This is a genomic window from Psychromonas antarctica (assembly GCF_022267535.1).
Lineage (GTDB): Bacteria > Pseudomonadota > Gammaproteobacteria > Enterobacterales > Psychromonadaceae > Psychromonas > Psychromonas antarctica.
In genome coordinates this window covers 41,843-58,337 of record NZ_JAHNZV010000006.1, presented here as the reverse complement: position 1 = coordinate 58,337, position 16,495 = coordinate 41,843, and the positions used below count along the sequence as shown (strand labels likewise).

The 16,495-nt window shown below is 41.4% G+C and carries 14 protein-coding genes; 4 read left to right on the top strand and 10 right to left on the bottom strand.

Annotated features, from left to right (window positions below; genetic code table 11):
• Positions 1–81 precede the first annotated feature (81 nt).
• The 6 genes from KSO91_RS03180 to KSO91_RS03155 form a co-directional block, all read right to left on the bottom strand.
• Positions 82–1,317: a hypothetical protein gene (locus KSO91_RS03180; protein ID WP_238741261.1), complete on the bottom strand. Its 1,236-nt coding sequence runs from the start codon at positions 1,315–1,317 to the stop codon at positions 82–84.
• A gap of 140 nt (positions 1,318–1,457) precedes the next feature.
• Positions 1,458–2,093, bottom strand: a complete 636-nt coding sequence (locus KSO91_RS03175) for a TIGR04219 family outer membrane beta-barrel protein (RefSeq protein WP_238741259.1) — start codon at positions 2,091–2,093, stop codon at positions 1,458–1,460.
• Between the two features lie 43 nt (positions 2,094–2,136).
• The gene (locus KSO91_RS03170; RefSeq protein ID WP_238741257.1) at positions 2,137–2,559 is read right to left on the bottom strand and encodes a copper chaperone PCu(A)C; all 423 of its coding nucleotides are present in this window, start codon (positions 2,557–2,559) and stop codon (positions 2,137–2,139) included.
• A complete protein-coding gene (locus KSO91_RS03165) occupies positions 2,556–2,762 on the bottom strand; it encodes a hypothetical protein (protein ID WP_238741255.1) in 207 nt (68 codons plus the stop codon). Before KSO91_RS03165 ends, KSO91_RS03170 begins: the two co-directional genes overlap by 4 nt.
• A gap of 92 nt (positions 2,763–2,854) precedes the next feature.
• The gene (gene ilvN, locus KSO91_RS03160) at positions 2,855–3,352 is read right to left on the bottom strand and encodes an acetolactate synthase small subunit (RefSeq protein ID WP_238741253.1); all 498 of its coding nucleotides are present in this window, start codon (positions 3,350–3,352) and stop codon (positions 2,855–2,857) included.
• Complete coding sequence (locus KSO91_RS03155; protein ID WP_238741251.1) at positions 3,345–5,069, bottom strand: acetolactate synthase 3 large subunit; 1,725 nt, start codon at positions 5,067–5,069, stop codon at positions 3,345–3,347. The genes ilvN and KSO91_RS03155 overlap by 8 nt, the downstream gene beginning before the upstream one ends.
• A gap of 522 nt (positions 5,070–5,591) precedes the next feature.
• Between KSO91_RS03155 and prfB the strand changes: the two genes are divergently transcribed.
• From prfB to KSO91_RS03140, 3 genes are all read left to right on the top strand, one after another.
• Positions 5,592–6,690, top strand: a protein-coding gene (gene prfB / locus KSO91_RS03150; RefSeq protein WP_238741249.1) for a peptide chain release factor 2 whose coding sequence is annotated in 2 segments (ribosomal slippage) — positions 5,592–5,666 and positions 5,668–6,690 — 1,098 coding nt in all. Because the reading frame shifts where the segments join, the coding sequence is not laid out codon by codon here.
• A 65-nt stretch (positions 6,691–6,755) separates the two neighbouring features.
• The gene (gene lysS, locus KSO91_RS03145) at positions 6,756–8,273 is read left to right on the top strand and encodes a lysine--tRNA ligase (RefSeq protein WP_238741246.1); all 1,518 of its coding nucleotides are present in this window, start codon (positions 6,756–6,758) and stop codon (positions 8,271–8,273) included.
• Positions 8,274–8,637: 364 nt separating this feature from the next.
• Positions 8,638–10,470 (top strand): cation:proton antiporter, encoded by a 1,833-nt coding sequence (locus KSO91_RS03140; protein WP_238741244.1) that lies wholly within the window; start codon positions 8,638–8,640, stop codon positions 10,468–10,470.
• A 61-nt stretch (positions 10,471–10,531) separates the two neighbouring features.
• Here KSO91_RS03140 and malE read toward each other — a convergent pair whose 3' ends face one another.
• Positions 10,532–11,863: a maltose/maltodextrin ABC transporter substrate-binding protein MalE gene (malE, locus tag KSO91_RS03135; RefSeq protein ID WP_238741242.1), complete on the bottom strand. Its 1,332-nt coding sequence runs from the start codon at positions 11,861–11,863 to the stop codon at positions 10,532–10,534.
• A gap of 356 nt (positions 11,864–12,219) precedes the next feature.
• On the opposite strand from malE, the gene KSO91_RS03130 reads away from it, so the two are divergent.
• Positions 12,220–13,272, top strand: a complete 1,053-nt coding sequence (locus KSO91_RS03130) for an aldo/keto reductase (RefSeq protein ID WP_238741240.1) — start codon at positions 12,220–12,222, stop codon at positions 13,270–13,272.
• Positions 13,273–13,351: 79 nt separating this feature from the next.
• On the opposite strand, the gene KSO91_RS03125 is transcribed toward KSO91_RS03130, so the two are convergent.
• Genes KSO91_RS03125 through KSO91_RS03115 form a run of 3 tightly spaced genes read right to left on the bottom strand, consistent with a single transcriptional unit; the run spans position 13,352 to position 16,380 of the window.
• The gene (locus KSO91_RS03125; protein WP_238741238.1) at positions 13,352–13,669 is read right to left on the bottom strand and encodes an MGMT family protein; all 318 of its coding nucleotides are present in this window, start codon (positions 13,667–13,669) and stop codon (positions 13,352–13,354) included.
• A complete protein-coding gene (locus KSO91_RS03120; RefSeq protein ID WP_238741236.1) occupies positions 13,662–14,354 on the bottom strand; it encodes a pseudouridine synthase in 693 nt (230 codons plus the stop codon). The genes KSO91_RS03125 and KSO91_RS03120 overlap by 8 nt, the downstream gene beginning before the upstream one ends.
• Positions 14,341–16,380 (bottom strand): tRNA(Met) cytidine acetyltransferase TmcA, encoded by a 2,040-nt coding sequence (locus KSO91_RS03115; protein WP_238741233.1) that lies wholly within the window; start codon positions 16,378–16,380, stop codon positions 14,341–14,343. Before KSO91_RS03115 ends, KSO91_RS03120 begins: the two co-directional genes overlap by 14 nt.
• Positions 16,381–16,495: the final 115 nt, after the last annotated feature.

Genomic DNA, 16,495 nt, shown 5'->3' with positions numbered 1-16,495 from the left:
TCGCTTTCATTATTCCGAGTTGAGGTTAAATAATAAAAAACACCTATCAGCTGACAGGTGTTGATTCATTATTGCGGTTAATTATAAAGTACAGACAGGAATGGATTCAGTTAATCCACTTGCGTAATCTAATGCGGTTTGCTTATCAAAGAAGTATAGATCCACATTGTCAAATTGCTCATTAACAACAAATTGTGTTTTGATATAGTCAGAAGTGCTACCGCAACTTATACGGTTTCCTTCGCTTGCTGTATCTTGGTCTTCTTCAATATATAGAAGCCCGTTGTCACTAACCTGATAATGCAAAATCAGATCTGCTGGAATGCTTGTGTTCAATAAACCCGTTCCAGTTAATTCCCCGTTAGCATTGAAGTTCATTTCAATCACCACAGGCACATTATACAGATCGCCATTCACATCATCGCCATCACCAAACCAGACTACATAAAATGTTTTCCCTGCTACGTACTCAGTTGAAAACGCATCAGGAGCGTCAGTGCTGGCCGTCAATGTGAATTCACCACTCTCATCACCATCAACATAAGAGAAGGTTACACTGCTGTCAGCTTGATATGCAGTAAGTACAAAAGAATTATCGGGATTATTCACATAATCAGAAAGCCCCGAGGTGCCATTATTATCTGCGCTGATAAGAGCAATCGTGATAGCTCCGGTATCAGGATCGTAGCTGTAAGTGCCAAACTCTGTCCCCGCATAGGAATCATCACCCACTTGATAATCAGTAATTTGCTGCATGTTATAAGTCATATCAGAGTTAAATTGAAAAACGACATCGTCATTTTTCCAACTGCCAATTAGTGCGGTTAATGGAATTACATTATCGCTGATATTACTTGGAATAAACGCAGCTAAGATATCGTCTTTCGCAATGCCATTAAACATCAACTCAACTTCATTGTCCTCCGGACTGTCACCCCATGTTTCCCCGATTCTGACATAGCCGCCAATTTCAGTTAAAATCAGCCCATTAATCTCAGATAAAACCAAGTTATCGGTACTGAAAGTAACAAGTGTTTTATCGTTAACCGTAATTGTTTGCCAAGTAACGTCACCAGAAACTGGAGTAATGGTGTTATTTTCCGAATCTAAGTTGTAGATATCGACACTGTTACTACCATCATTAACTAAGCGTATTGCATAATTATTGAAGTACATACCGCCAAAGTCGCGCCAACTAGTGCTTCCCGTATTAGCAAAAGAAGAGGTAACTGTAATTTGCGCGATGCCTGTTACTGCAGCACCGTCAGTCGTGGAGTACTGAGTATTACATAATCCAGTATCAGCTACTGTCATCATCGGTAAGTCAGTAAATCCTTGCGGTTGTGCACAAGCGAGCTAGTTGCTAAGGTCTTGGCGAGTCCTGCTTGTAATTTAATGAACAAAAATGCGTATACAAATTAATTTATACGCATTTTTTATAGTGGCATATCGTGCCTCTAAAAGTGCACGTCTAGGCCGGCAAATAAGCCTTTATTTTCTTGTTTAAAGTTGTTGATTTCAGCATCTTGGAAACGGTATCCGGCACGAACAGAAACGTTTAATAATAGTGAATCTGGGTTGAACGTGTAAGCAAGGCCGAACTCTGCATCGGTTGCATCATCATCAGCTAGCGAGCCAGCAATCACTTCTGCAAAAGCATAAACGGGCGCGCCAGGGATATGCACTTTTGCTGCGCCATAGGCTTGTCCTAAATCGGTGCTTAAGTTTTGAAAGTCTGTCTCAATACGGCTATAGGCTAAGCCCAAATCCAATTCAAATAAATCGTTATCAAATAGTTCATAATACAAAATAGCACTGGCTTCTGAGCTGTTAATTTCAGTTGAAGTGCCACTGACTTCAGCGTCCAGATAAGAGTACTTTAGTTTTGCATTGGGAATAAGCGGGATAAAGTGCTCAAATGCAATGTAACCTGACAGGTTATTAGTGTCATCGAACCCGCCAGTATATCCATTGGCGGTATGGCTTGTACTAGTGGTGCGGTAATCAACCCCCGCATAGACACCTAAAAAATCAGCCATTGTCGGCATGCTAATAACACCAGCTACAAGAGCTGCGCAGATCTGTTTTTTCATTGTTATTCCTAATTTAAATTATTTGTTAGTGTTTTTTGTACAGTTATTTTTTTATTGGTAGGGTAACTGACAGTATTTCGCCGTTATCAAAGTGCAATTGTATTGCCACTGACTCGCCATCTTTAAGTTGTTGTTTCAAATGTAAAAACATAATGTGATAGCCACCCGGCTGTAATTTTTGTTGCCCTCCTGCGGGGATACTGATCTGTTTAACTTGACGCATTTTCATTAAACCATCTTGCATCACATGATTATGTAACTCTACACGTTCCGCAATATCACTACTCGCGGCGATAAGGTTTATGTCGTTTTTAGCCGCATTGTGAATCATCATAAACGCAGCGCCATTTTTGGCATGTGGCGGCGTGGCCCGTGCAAAACCCTTGTCGACTGCTAATAGATTAGCAAATGCGCTATTGCTGATAAAAAGTGTGCTCGCTAATAGCAATAAAATAATAGATTTCATTGGACTTCCTTATTTTTACTAAAGAAATAATAGATAGCAACGGCCAGTAATATCCAAAAACCAAATTTAAAAATAAATGAGAGAGTGGTCAGTAAAATAAAACTCAGTATCATGATCATCGCTATTATGGTTAAACTTAGCAGAGATACGCCAAACAGAAATAAAACCAAGGCAGAGAGTAATAATGCGCCTAATTCAAACATGGGGCTAACTCCTTATAAAAAATGCAAAGCGATAATTATCTGCTTTGCATTTCTATTTTAGTGCTTATTAACGGTGACTCTATGAGTCATAATCAACCGCGCAATGCTTTTTCTCCACGTGCAATGCCACAAACACCAGAGCGAACGACTTCAACGATTTCACTGGTTTCTTCAAGCGTTGTAACAAACGCATCTAATTTAAAGCAGGTACCACTCAACTGGATAGTATAAAGGTGTTGTGTAATGTCAACTATTTGTCCACGGTAAATATCGACGCAACGCTTAACCTCTTCGCGTGTGCCATTGAGTGTGCGCACTTTCACTAACATAAGCTCCCGTTCAACATGTGGCCCTTCTGTTAATTCAGTTACTCGCAATACATCAACTAACTTATGCAGCTGTTTCATCATCTGTTCAAGCGTTTCTACATCGGTTACTTCGGTGGTAATGGTCATACGTGACAATGTTTTATCATTAGTTGGTGAAACGGTCAGGGACTCGATATTGTAACCCCGTTGGGAAAACAGACCGACTACGCGAGACAGTGCTCCTGATTCATTTTCAAGTAATACAGAAATAATACTACGCATCGGTTCTCTCCGTTTTGCTAAGGTACATATCTTCCATGCTGCCGAATTTTATCTGCATCGGGTAAACATGTTCTTCCGGGTCAATCGCTATATCAATAAATACGACGCGATCTTTGAGTTCAACCGCACGTAGCAGAGCGGGCTCAAGTTCTTCAATTTTGTCAACTTTAATACCGATATGATTATATGCCTCGGCAAGTTTGACGAAATCAGGGACACTGTCCATATAAGAGTGTGATTGACGACCGCCGTAGAACATTTTTTGCCACTGTTTAACCATACCTAAAGAGCGGTTATTGAGTAATACAATAATAACCGGAATTTTGTACTGCATGCAGGTAGACAGTTCTTGAATGTTCATCTGAATTGAACCATCACCCGTGACGCAGCAAACGGTTTTCTCAGGATGGGCAATTTTACAGCCAATAGCAGCTGGCAGACCAAACCCCATCGTGCCGAGTCCACCTGAGTTGATCCATTGGCGCGGCTCTTTAAAGGGATAATAGTTGGCGGCGAACATTTGATGCTGACCTACATCGGAGGTGATAATCGCATCACCATTGGTGACTTTGTATAAACTTTCGATGACTTGCTGAGGCTTGATATAAGTCTCTGAGGTTTTATAAGCAAGGCATTTTTTTGCGCGCCATTCGTTTATTTGATCCCACCATAAATTGATTTTTTCGCTGTCATTACTTGCTTGTGTTTCATCAAGCAGAACCAGCATTTGCTGTAATACTATTTCGATAGAGCCAACAATAGGTAAATCAACATGAATGTTTTTAGATATTGAGGTTGGATCAATATCAATTTGCATTATTTTTGCATTTGGACAGAATTTGTCGACATTATTGGTGACGCGATCATCAAAGCGTGCGCCGATAGAAAAAATAAGATCGGCATTGTGCATCGAACGATTGGCTTGGTAAGTACCGTGCATACCGAGCATGCCGATATTTTGTTTGTGCTGTCCAGGAAATGCGCCAAGGCCCATTAATGTATTGGTTACGGGTAAATTGAGCCTTTCAGCCAGCTCAATAATTTGCTTGGAGGCATTTGATATAATCGCGCCGCCACCGACATAAAGTACTGGTTTTTTAGCTGCGAGTAATGCTGTCAGTGCGCGTTTTATCTGTCCTTTATGTCCTCGGAGCGTTGGATTATATGAGCGTAATTCAATACTTTTTGGATATTCATAAGGAAATTTAAGCAGCGGATTTTGTACATCTTTTGGTAAATCAATAACAACAGGTCCTGGGCGGCCCGTTGATGCAAGATAAAAGGCTTTTTTTATCGCCATTGGAATTTCTTGCGCAGTGCGACATAAAAAACTGTGTTTTACCACTGGGCGTGAAACACCTATCATATCGGCTTCTTGGAAGGCATCATCTCCAATCCAGTTGGTCGGAACCTGCCCGGAAATAACGACCAGTGGAATTGAATCCATATATGCCGTTGCAATCCCTGTAATGCAATTTGTTGCGCCTGGTCCGGCGGTCACTAGTACCGTGCCTACCTTACCTGTGCAGCGTGAATAAGCGTCTGCCATATGTACGGCGGCTTGCTCATGTCGAACCAAGAAATGCTCAATATCGCTGCATTGAAAAATCGCATCATAAATATCCAATACTGAGCCACCAGGGTAACCGAAAATATGTTCAATACCTTCGTCCTGTAGTGAGCGGACAACCATTTCGGCGCCAGATAACATTTCCATAACATACTCCTTTATACAATTGGTAAATTGCGTCACTTTCCACCTGTATCGGGTGGAGGTGAACCTTGTTTTGAACTAAGCGGTGGTTAACTTTACTGCAATCAAAAATAATTGCACCAAGAAAGCGCTCAAAATGTGCAAATATTTTGAAAATAAGCATGCAGGCAGAATAAAATCACCACAAATGTGGGCAAATCATCGTTCTCCTAGCTGACTCAGAGCAGCTCGTTATCGACAATTGACGACAGTGTCGCTATTTCTGTCTGTTGCTGCGCTGAGTGCCTTAACAGGCAGAAACGATTAAGTCGCTAAGCTTTTTTTGTTAACTTGTTGATCTAAGTGGTATTTTGTTATTTTGCGTCGTTTTGTCAGAGCTAATTATTTGCCGCTAGCGATTGCTCAGGATAAAAAACCGAGTAATCATATGGATTCAGATTTTTATTTTCTATCTGCACTATATATTTCGCTTGAGATTGGTTAAAATTCGACTCTTTTTTACTATCAATCTAATTGAGATCTTTGATGTTTGAAGTCAACCCTATTTTAAATAAAGTAAAAGACCTAACTGAGCGCGCCGAGCTGCTTAGGGGGTATCTTTGACTATGAAGCCAAATCAGAACGGCTAGAAGAAGTTAGCCGCGAACTCGAATCCCCTGATGTATGGAATGATCCGGAGCGAGCGCAAGCGTTAGGCAAAGAGCGCAGTGCGTTGGAGTTGGTGGTGGAAACTATTGATGTCTTAACGGCAGGAACAGATGACATTCAGATGCTGGTAGAGATGGCGGTTGAAGAACAAGATCAAGATAGTTTTGATGAAGCGCTCAAGGAAGCTGAGCAATTAGAGACAAAATTAGAAATCTTAGAATTCCGACGCATGTTTTCAGGTAAACACGATGCCAGCTCATGTTATTTAGATATTCAATCCGGCTCTGGCGGTACCGAAGCGCAAGATTGGGCGAATATGCTGCTGCGTATGTATCTTCGTTGGGGTGAAGCTCATGGTTATAAAACTGAACTAATGGAAGCTTCAGCGGGTGATGTGGCGGGAATTAAAGGCGCGACTATTCGCTTTTCAGGTGAATATGCTTTTGGTTGGCTGCGAACTGAAACGGGTGTGCACCGCTTGGTACGTAAATCCCCCTTTGACTCAAGTGGTCGTCGTCATACCTCCTTTGCATCTGCATTTGTTTACCCTGAAATTGAAGATGATATTGATATTCAGATAAACCCTGCCGATTTACGTATCGACGTTTATCGCGCCTCTGGAGCGGGAGGACAGCACGTTAATACGACAGAATCTGCGGTGCGTATTACCCATGTACCGACTAATCTTGTGGTGCAGTGTCAAAATGACAGGTCACAGCATAAGAATAAAGATCAAGCAATGAAACAGCTAAAAGCCAAGCTGTATGAATATGAATTGCAGAAACAAAATGCCGAAAAACAAATCAGTGAAGATAGTAAATCGGATATTGGCTGGGGTAGCCAAATTCGCTCATATGTATTAGATGATGCGCGGATTAAAGATTTAAGAACCGGCATTGAAAGCCGTAATACTCAGGCGGTATTAGATGGCGGTTTAGATAAATTCATTGAAGCTAGCCTAAAATCTGGACTGTAATCATCGCGTTGCGTTAGCTCGTGAATTAAATAAATTATATTGAAAGAAAATAAATAGGAAAAATCATGTCAGAGAAAAACCCAACAGAAGCACCTAAAGAAGAGTTAAATGAAATTCTAGCGCAGCGTATGGATAAGCTTAATGCAATGCGTGAAAAGGGACAGGCCTTCCCCAATGATTTCCGCCGTGAAAATATCTCTGATAATTTACATGAATTATACAATGATAAAAGCAAAGAAGAGTTAGCTGAATTAGCGGTTGAAGTCAGTGTTGCCGGTCGTATGATGATGCGTCGCATTATGGGTAAAGCCAGCTTTGCGACTATTCAAGATATGGGTGGACGTATTCAGGTTTATGTTACACGAGATAATCTGCCTGAAGGTTTCTATAATGAAGAATTTAAAAAATGGGATTTAGGCGATATCCTAGGTGCTAAAGGTGTGTTATTTAAAACGCAAACGAATGAGCTAAGTATCAAAGTCAGCGAAATCCGTATATTAACGAAAGCGCTGCGCCCATTACCCGATAAATTCCACGGTCTTGCAGATACCGAGGCGTGTTACCGCCAGCGTTATTTAGACTTAATTGCCAATGAAGGATCACGTAAAACTTTTATTCTGCGCAATAAAATTGTTACTGCTATCCGTCAGTACTTAAATGATCGTGATTTTATGGAAGTTGAAACGCCCATGTTACAAGCGATTCCGGGTGGTGCGGCGGCCAAACCATTTGAAACGTTTCATAACGCACTTAATTTACCTATGTACTTGCGCATTGCACCGGAGTTAAATCTCAAGCGTTTAGTCGTAGGTGGTTTTGAGCGTGTATTTGAAATCAATCGCAGTTTCCGTAATGAGGGGGTTTCAACACGTCACAATCCAGAATTTACTATGATTGAATTCTACCAAGCTTATGCTGATTACATCGATCTAATGAACTTAACCGAAGATATGTTACGTACTATTACGGAAAACGTACTGGGATCAAGTATTGTTAAATACGGTGAACAAGAGTTTAACTTTGGCCAACCTTTTATCCGCATCACCATGAAAGAAGCGGTGATTGAATACAATGAAGGTGTTGATGCATCTGAACTTGAAAGTATGGAAGGGCTAAAAGCATTAGCGGCTCGTTTACATGTAAATCTGAAAGATGGCTGGGGAGAAGGTAAAGTATTAACTGAGATCTTCGAAGAAACAGCGGAACATAAACTACTGCAACCGACCTTTATTACCGCCTACCCTGCTGAAGTTTCACCACTAGCACGTCGTAACGATCAAGATCCAAGTATCACCGACCGTTTTGAGTTTTTTGTTGGTGGTCGTGAACTTGCTAATGGCTTCTCTGAGCTGAACGATGCACAAGATCAAGCAGAGCGTTTCTTGGAGCAAGTGGCGCAGAAAGAGTCAGGTGATGATGAAGCGATGTTTTACGATGCCGATTATATTACTGCATTAGAGCACGGGTTACCGCCTACAGCAGGTGAAGGTATTGGCATTGACCGTTTGGTAATGCTGTTTACTGATAGTCACACTATCCGTGACGTGTTGCTATTCCCACATATGCGTCCACAGGGAAAATAACTGTATTAGCATTCGTTTTTGGTGGTAAATTAAATCGTCTCACTTTATGTGGGACTTTTTTTGTGTGTTTATGTTGTCCCTATAGTAATTGCTCTAATTAAATTTCACCCTTTATTCCGACCCGTTTGGCTCTTAGTGTTGTAACTTATCTGGCTTTAGTATTAGTTTGATGGGTTATGATTAGATGCGCGGAAATTCAATGGCTTTGAATTTACTTATTGTCACAATTAGCAGCTATAATATTTCACTTTAACTCGTCCTGAGTTAGTTGGATTGGGTGTTGCTTGTTTTTTGCGTACTGTTCTTAAGAATGCTTTGTTGTGTATGACACGAATATTATTTTTATTAATCAAATAGGGTATTTATGACAGCGATTATGTTTGCCGCCATCACGTGTGTCTCGGTGCTTGCCCAATGGCTTGCTTGGTCATTAAAAGTGCCTGCCATTTTATTTCTTTTACTAACGGGGTTAATTTTGGGACCCGGCCTAGGTTTATTAAATCCCGATAATTTACTCGGTGATCTTTTATTTCCTGTTATCTCTCTGTCTGTTGCTATTATCTTATTTGAAGGTGCATTAACCTTGCATTTCAAAGAGCTAAAGGGGATTGGCAAAGTGGTGACAAACCTCTGTTCAATCGGTATCTTAGTGACTTTCACTGTTGTTGGGCTGGCGGCCTATTGGTTGCTTGATTTGGATTGGCGCGTTGCAGCAACACTTGGCGCCGTTTTGGTTGTGACCGGCCCGACTGTTATTGCGCCTATGTTAAATAGTATGAAACCCGTTAAAGAAGTTGATTCTATTCTACGCTGGGAGGGGATCGTGATTGATCCTATTGGCGCACTCTTTGCCGTACTGGTATTTGGAGCTGTGACCTCCGCCAATGGAGGGGATGCAGCACTCAATACTTTATTTTCCCTGCTCAAAACATTAGCGATAGGATCGCTTATTGGCGTGTTTGCTGGCTGGTTTACAACATTAATTATACGTCGTGAATGGTTGCCCTACGAATTACATAAATTTATGGTGCTTGCATTGGTACTTGCTAGCCTCTCCTTATCTAATTTACTTAGTCATGAATCTGGCTTACTTGCGGTAACTATCTACGGTATCTGGTTAGCGAATCAGGATGATCTTGATTTAAGCGCGGTGTTGGCATTTAAAGAAGATCTCTCCATGATCTTAATTTCCAGCCTATTTATTTTACTGGCTGCAAGGCTTGATATAGACAGTCTGTTATTGCTCGGGCCGATGGTCTTTGTGTTTCTAGCGGTGGTGCTATTTATAGCGCGTCCGTTATGTATTGCGGCTTCAACCTTCGGGACTCAGATTACTTTTAAAGCGAGAATATTACTGGCTTGGATTGCTCCAAGAGGGATCGTTGCCGCCGCGGTTGGGTCGGTTTTCTCTTTAAGTCTGGCAGAAGCGGGTGTCGCTGATGCGGATAAAATTGTGCCGTTGGTCTTTACGGTCATTATTGTCACTGTTGTACTGCAAAGCCTGACGGGGACACCTTTGGCGAAGTGGCTAGGATTGCGAAAACCGGATCCTTCTATGGTATTAATTATCGGTGGTAATCACGTTGCACGTGGTATTGCTTTAGGTCTAAAAGAACTTGGCTTCTCGGTTTTACTGTCTGATCCGGCTTGGGAAAACTGCCATTTAGCACGCATGGCAGGGCTTTCCTGTTATTACGGGAATGCGCAATCGGAACATGCAGAACGTTTTGTGCCATTAGCGGACTTAAAAACAGTGCTGGCACTGTCACCTAATCCTCATTTTAATGCGCTGGGTGTGCAGCATTTTTCGCATTTATTAGGTGAGCAGGTTGTTTTTTCTCTGCATTCTGGTGGAAATCATAACAAAAGCAATAAAGTCAGTTCTACATTTCGTTCAAGGCAGATTTTATTTGGCCGTGATGTTACTTTTGCTAAATTAAGTAGTTTGCTTACCAAAGCTGGGAAAGTAAAAGCAACTAAGTTAGGAGAGTCTTTCCTTTGGCATGATTACCAGCAAACCAATAAAAGTGCCGTCCCCCTTTTTGTTATCAATAGTAAAGAAGGTTTAAAACCTTTTGAAATTGGTGATAATTACCAACCTATTGAAGGCGATACTATTATTGCGGTTCATCCTGCACCACCGCTTACCAATGATAAAATTGAACGGTTGGATAATAGCAATAAAGGTAAGGCGTAATTTATATTTATGGCAGAGTAATAAAATAGCGGAATCGCCAACGATTCCGCTATTTACTTTTTTATTGCATTTCTACTGCGGCTTGATCTAAGGCCTCACGAACGGTTAATTCGCCAGAAATAGCTTGTTCGATTGCTTTGGCCATTGGATTCCAAAAATTACTCATTTCAGCAATGTTAGGCATTTGTTGGCCACTGACAGCGACTTGCAAAGTGTCCAGGATACGCGGGTTGTTATCATCACTTAATACGTAAGAGATATTCAATACGCCGCCGAGAGGATAGTCCTCCTCAATCAATGCAACGCCCTCTTCGGTTAACAGGTAGTTCTGTACAAATGACTGAGCTTCACTCTGAAAAGGTGACTGACTGCTGACAAGGTACATCATAATGCCACTAAACGGTTTGCCATTTTGACCTGCAACGCTGGGAAGGGGGGCAATACCAATGTCGATACCCGCCGCTTCATATGTTGGCCAAGACCAAGGGCCATTGATTATCATTGCCACAGAGCCATTAAGGAAACCTTCATTCATCGAGTCGTAATTTGCAGCCGGATCTAATGCACCAGTTTCAACCAAGTTTTTAACGGCGCTAAGACCAGTAACGGCGCCAGCATTATTAACGCCAATATCACTTGCATTCCAACCGTCTGCCGTTTGCAAGAACGGGTATCCACCATCAGCGGCTAATAACCCCCATGTAAAATAGGTGTTTTTGTAATCCCACTCAATCGCTTTGACAGCATCCAAGTCAAGTGCGCTAATCTCTTCAAACGAAGTGGGTGGTTGATTAATCAGGGCCTTGTTATAGATTAGTGCGCTTGATTCAATCGCTATTGGAAAGCCATAATATTCGCCTTTATATTTTCCGCCTTCCCATGTTGTGAGAGGCACTGAATTAAACATTCTTCTACGTGGCGAGATGGGGGATATATAACCATCTTCAACCCATTGACCAATGCGATCGTGTGCCCACAAAATAAGATCTGGTGCATCACCCGAAGCAGCGCGATCGCTATAAATCCCAGCCATGTCATCACCAGGTAAGGCATGCTCGACTGCAATACTAATACCTGTTTTTTGTGTATAGCAGTTGCCTAGTTTCTGCATCGCTGTATAACCGCGATCGTAATTAACATAAAGCGTTATATCCGCTGATTCTGGCACATCTGCTGAGATATTTGTTAAACAACGTTTTAATCTAAAATTTGCTTTGTTACGTAATACAAATTGTTGGTGAAAAATATCTTGGATATAGGGATGCTGACCCGCATCGGTAGTGAATAAACGATACAACAAAGTATCTTTAAATCCATGTGCGGCGATTGCACTACTTGGAATAATGGCTGTTGCCAACAAAGCAGCAGAAAGAGTACGAGATAAAAATTTCATGATTAAAGTTCCTTTTTAGATAAAAAAAGCCTCCATTATAAGGGCGTAAAACTATTATCTTATTGTTTTATATCGCTTAAAATCTGGAAACCTCGCAGAGGCGTGCAGGGTAAAATAAAAAGTAAATTATAGCAAATAAATCACATAAACATCACCTCTCTTAGATTTCTTTGCGAGGCACTGCGCAGGAGATGATGACGAATAGGTAACCTTAGATTGTCATCTTAAGCTTTTTATTATTTAGTATTTTTTATTTTCCTCTAAGATGAATTTGTATATTAGCGATGATATTTAATAGACAGGATTGGCAATAATCTTTACATTGAGATCACTTTTGCTTTTTATCAGGGGGTTACATGCAGTATTCAAAGTTAGGTAGCAGCGCGATAGATGTCTCACGCATCTGTTTAGGCAGCATGACGTGGGGATTACAAAATAACCAGCAAGATGCCGCTCAGCAGATTGATTATGCGTTGGCGCAGGGAATTAATTTTATTGATACCGCCGAGATGTATGCCGTGCCGCCTTCAGCTGAGACTTATGGTAAAACTGAAACTATCATTGGTCATTATATTGCTAAAAATCCAAGCAAACGGCAGGATTTTATACTCGCCAGTAAAATTGCAGGTCCTGGTTTAGATTGGGTACGTGATGGCGGGTTAATCACAGGTGACGCGGTGGAGAGTGCGGTAGATGCTTCCTTAAAACGCTTGCAGACAGATTATATTGATCTCTTTCAATTACATTGGCCAAATCGACAATCGCCTCATTTTGGCAAGCATGCACCCAATAGCTTTAAGTTTAGCGATGCCGATAGTGCGCAGCAAACTGCCCAGATGTTAGATATATTACAAGGGTTAGATAAGTGCGTTAAAGCAGGTAAAATACGTTTTTGCGGATTAAGTGATGATACCCCTTGGGGGATTAATACCTACCTTAAACTGAGTGAGAAGTATGACTTACCGCGTATGGTTTCGATTCAGAATGAGTTTAATTTATTACACAGTAAAGATTGGCCTTATTTAATTGAAAATTGTGTGCAAGAGGATATTGCTTATCTACCGTGGTCGCCATTGGCCAGTGGTATGCTGAGCGGTAAATATTTAAATGGCGCACGTCCGCAGGGGAGCCGCTGGACTTTTAGTCAGCGTAATAGACTCTTTCGAGATACACCCGTATCTGAGTTGGCCATAAAAGCTTATCAAGAAATAGCAGTGGCGAACGGTATTAGCACAGCACAATTGGCACTAAAATGGTGTGATCAAGTCGACGGAGTCACATCAACGATTATTGGCGCGACGAGTATGACGCAGCTTGTTGAGGATATTGATGCGTTTAAAGCACCACTTTCAGCACAGGCACTAACAGATATCGCCAATATTCTTAAGCAATATCCCGCACCTTTCTAATTTATGACGCTAGCTAAGGGAACTAAAAAGCGACAATATATTGTCGCTTTTTTTAATTCATCTGATAATAACCATCGACTCACTGACCGAAAAAATGAAAGCGCACAGCAGCAAAATCAATAATTTTGTGGTTATCGATTTCAATACCTTCGCTGCGCAGTAATGCAATTTTTTTATCGCGCCCTAAAGCATAATTACCGACATCAGCATTGCCTTTTACCACGCGATGACAGGGAACTATAATCGGGCTCGGGTTGGCAGCCATGGCATTACCGACTGCTTGATAAGCTTTGCAATCTAATGCATGGGCAATATCGCCATAAGTAACAATCTTACCTTTAGGGATCTGCATTAATAGGGCATAACATTGTTCATTAAAACTTTCAGGTTTAGGCAATGCTGCTCACCTCTTGCGGGGTTAGGTAACGCCATTCCCCTTGAGCAAGTGCTGTATCCAATTCAATTTCTCCAATTTGTTCGCGATGCAGTGCGATCACATGGCTACCAATCGCAGCAAACATACGTTTAACTTGATGGTATTTTCCTTCGCTGATAGTCAATAAAGCTTTTGTTTCAGAAATAGTCTCTAATGTAGCGGGTAAGCAAGGTTGGTTTTCACTTTTAAGTTGAATGCCTTCATTAAAGAGTGCGACAGCATTATCGGCAAGCGGTTCGGCAAGTTCAACTCGGTAACGTTTTGCGCATTTTTTACGTGGACTAGTGATTTTGTGTGACCACTGACCATCGTCGGTAATTAAAGTTAAGCCTGTTGTATCTGCATCAAGTCGGCCCGCTATGAATAACTGCTCGCGTTTTTCTACCGTAATTAAGTTAAAGACACTGGGTAACTGCTCATCGATGGTGGAGCAGATAAAATTGCTCGGCTTATTGAGCATGATATAACGCAATCCGCGTACGCTAATTGGTTTGCCATCAAAATTGATTGTTTCATTATCAGATACTTGATAAGCGCTGTTACGGATAGTGGTAGATGAGCTGCTAATACGCCCTTGTGCAATGGTCTTTTTAGCTTGGCTACGGGTCATTGTCGTTGACTGGCTTATATATTTATCTAGGCGCATGATTTTCTTCTTGTATTAATATTTGTTTAATGGCGCTCTTAAGGGTGCTTTGAGCTTCTTTTTTGCCAGTAAGATGGTGTTTTTTACAAATCTCGGCCCAGCTATTATTTTGTAATATTTTTTCTATTGTAAGGCATTGCTGTGTTTTATCTAAGTTTTTTAAGTTAACACTCAGTAATAGGGTAATTAAAGCCGGCTCAATAAACTCATAAGCAAGATTGCCTTGTAAATAACTCTCAAGTTGTGTCGTCGCTGTCTCCTTTTTTTCGAACTCTTGTAATAAAATTAAAACTAGCTCGCTATCCATATCTTGCAGATGGCGACTTAATTGTATGGGAAATTGTGCCTTAAATTGGCTATGGATTTGTGTATCTAATATTTTCCCCTCATAAGACAATGGTCGGTTAACGATCAACGAATAGCTGCCACTGCTACTATCTTTACTTAAACCAATGCGTAATGTTGTGAATCCTAATTGTTGCCAAAAAGACAATAACGCTGCTGTTGCGCCAAAACTGGCACACAGGTGATCAAATTGTTGTTCGCCTGCCCAATGCGTTAAATATTCTACAAATTGTTTTCCCAGCCCGTGGTTTTGTAGCGATGGGTGAATAGCAATTCTCTGAATTCGCGCGTAACGCAACGCAGCCGCTTGTTGGCAAGCGCTATGAAAGGTGAGCGATTGTGCAACTAAGTTGCCTTGCACTCTACGTGTGCCTAGCCAAATCTGTTTACACATTTCTTCATTGAAACCGCCTTCCTCATTAATCAATGCGACACCAAGCAGCTGCTTATTTTGCCTCACGACAAAGATATGAAGTGTGGGGTCATTTAGCATTTGCACTAGATCGGAAGGTTTTGTTTGATAGTGGGCCAGTACTAATAAAGAAAAAACCGTTTGTAACAAGGATCGGTTTTTTATTAACTTTTTTCTTTCTAATTGTTCAAATTGCACTGCTTGTTGCATATCATATTGTGCTAATTGTTCCTCCGAGCCGCCTAAGCAAAGGCTATTTAAGGTAAAGGACTCAAGGGGATCATCACTGGCCCAGCGAATTGGTTGATCAAGGTGCTCTTGGCGCCAGTGTGGCGTTATCTTACTTAACTGTTTTTGGAAGCGAAGGGCAAAACCGCGTCCAGAACCTTCATAGCCGTGTAAGGTGGTGGCAAAAACTACACGGCTATAATGCTTGGCAAGCGCTTCTAATGTTGGGACTGGCAATGCAGCTGCTTCATCAATTATCAGTAGATCACATTTAGGTTTATCAGCAAGCAGATTATCGGGGGCTATAAATAGAATAGTTTTACCTTGCTCAATAATAGAAAAAGGTGTTTGCTGTTGGGCATTCAATAACAGTCGAGCATGTTTAAAAAGGGTTGTTGTCGCTCGTTTATTAGGGGCGCAGACTAAGATCGTTTTTAGGCCTGAATTTAATAATTGCGCGGCAGCAATACCCAACGCTGCTGATTTGCCTCGGCCCCTATTCGCCGTTAAGACGAGCGGCCGCCGCCGGTGTCCTGTGATGGTCTTTATAATAGCGGTTACGGCATTTTCTTGTTGGTATAGGTTGAGGTCATTGCTAACGGTTACTTTTGGCATCGTCGCAATGAAATTAGGTGGCGGCTGATTTTGGGTGATGGTTATAAAATCAAATTGATGAAACTGTGCATTGAGATATTGATAGAATAAATCATTTGTATTTATCTCAAGGGGGCTAATAAGCACTAATAAACCACCACCGCGTAACGTGCCTTCGCTAGCCGCAAAAGTATTGGCATCAAAATTATGATGTGCGTTGATAATCAGGAGCGAAACCTCTTGGCCTAACACCTGTTTGTAAGTTGTGGCAGTAATCGTACTCGGTGCAGGCCCACACCAAAAAAAAGGCTGTTGCAAATGGCTAATTAAAAATGTGGTTTGTTGATAACACCAAGCCAGCTCTCCTTGTACACGTAATATTTGCCGGTGATTGTTAATCATCGCTTGCTGTTGAATCTTTTTGACAAGTGTAAGAAAGGCTGGCACAGATATTCCTCATTTTACTGATAGCTATGTTTACAGTATACCATCGACAGATGAAGAACAGTTTAAGTCGATGCTGAGTTTGCTTGTTGATACGCCATACTGCATCTATTCAGCA

Excerpts from the sequence above, each read along its gene's own strand:
- KSO91_RS03140 (WP_238741244.1), top strand. The coding sequence starts at position 8,638 with ATGACAGCGATTATGTTTGCCGCCATCACGTGTGTCTCGGTGCTTGCC.
- KSO91_RS03155 (WP_238741251.1), bottom strand. The coding sequence starts at position 5,069 with ATGGAAATGTTATCTGGCGCCGAAATGGTTGTCCGCTCACTACAGGAC.
- KSO91_RS03175 (WP_238741259.1), bottom strand. The coding sequence starts at position 2,093 with ATGAAAAAACAGATCTGCGCAGCTCTTGTAGCTGGTGTTATTAGCATG.
- KSO91_RS03120 (WP_238741236.1), bottom strand. The coding sequence starts at position 14,354 with ATGCGCCTAGATAAATATATAAGCCAGTCAACGACAATGACCCGTAGC.
- ilvN (WP_238741253.1), bottom strand. The coding sequence starts at position 3,352 with ATGCGTAGTATTATTTCTGTATTACTTGAAAATGAATCAGGAGCACTG.
- KSO91_RS03170 (WP_238741257.1), bottom strand. The coding sequence starts at position 2,559 with ATGAAATCTATTATTTTATTGCTATTAGCGAGCACACTTTTTATCAGC.
- KSO91_RS03130 (WP_238741240.1), top strand. The coding sequence starts at position 12,220 with ATGCAGTATTCAAAGTTAGGTAGCAGCGCGATAGATGTCTCACGCATC.
- lysS (WP_238741246.1), top strand. The coding sequence starts at position 6,756 with ATGTCAGAGAAAAACCCAACAGAAGCACCTAAAGAAGAGTTAAATGAA.
- malE (WP_238741242.1), bottom strand. The coding sequence starts at position 11,863 with ATGAAATTTTTATCTCGTACTCTTTCTGCTGCTTTGTTGGCAACAGCC.
- KSO91_RS03165 (WP_238741255.1), bottom strand. The coding sequence starts at position 2,762 with ATGTTTGAATTAGGCGCATTATTACTCTCTGCCTTGGTTTTATTTCTG.
- KSO91_RS03180 (WP_238741261.1), bottom strand. The coding sequence starts at position 1,317 with ATGATGACAGTAGCTGATACTGGATTATGTAATACTCAGTACTCCACG.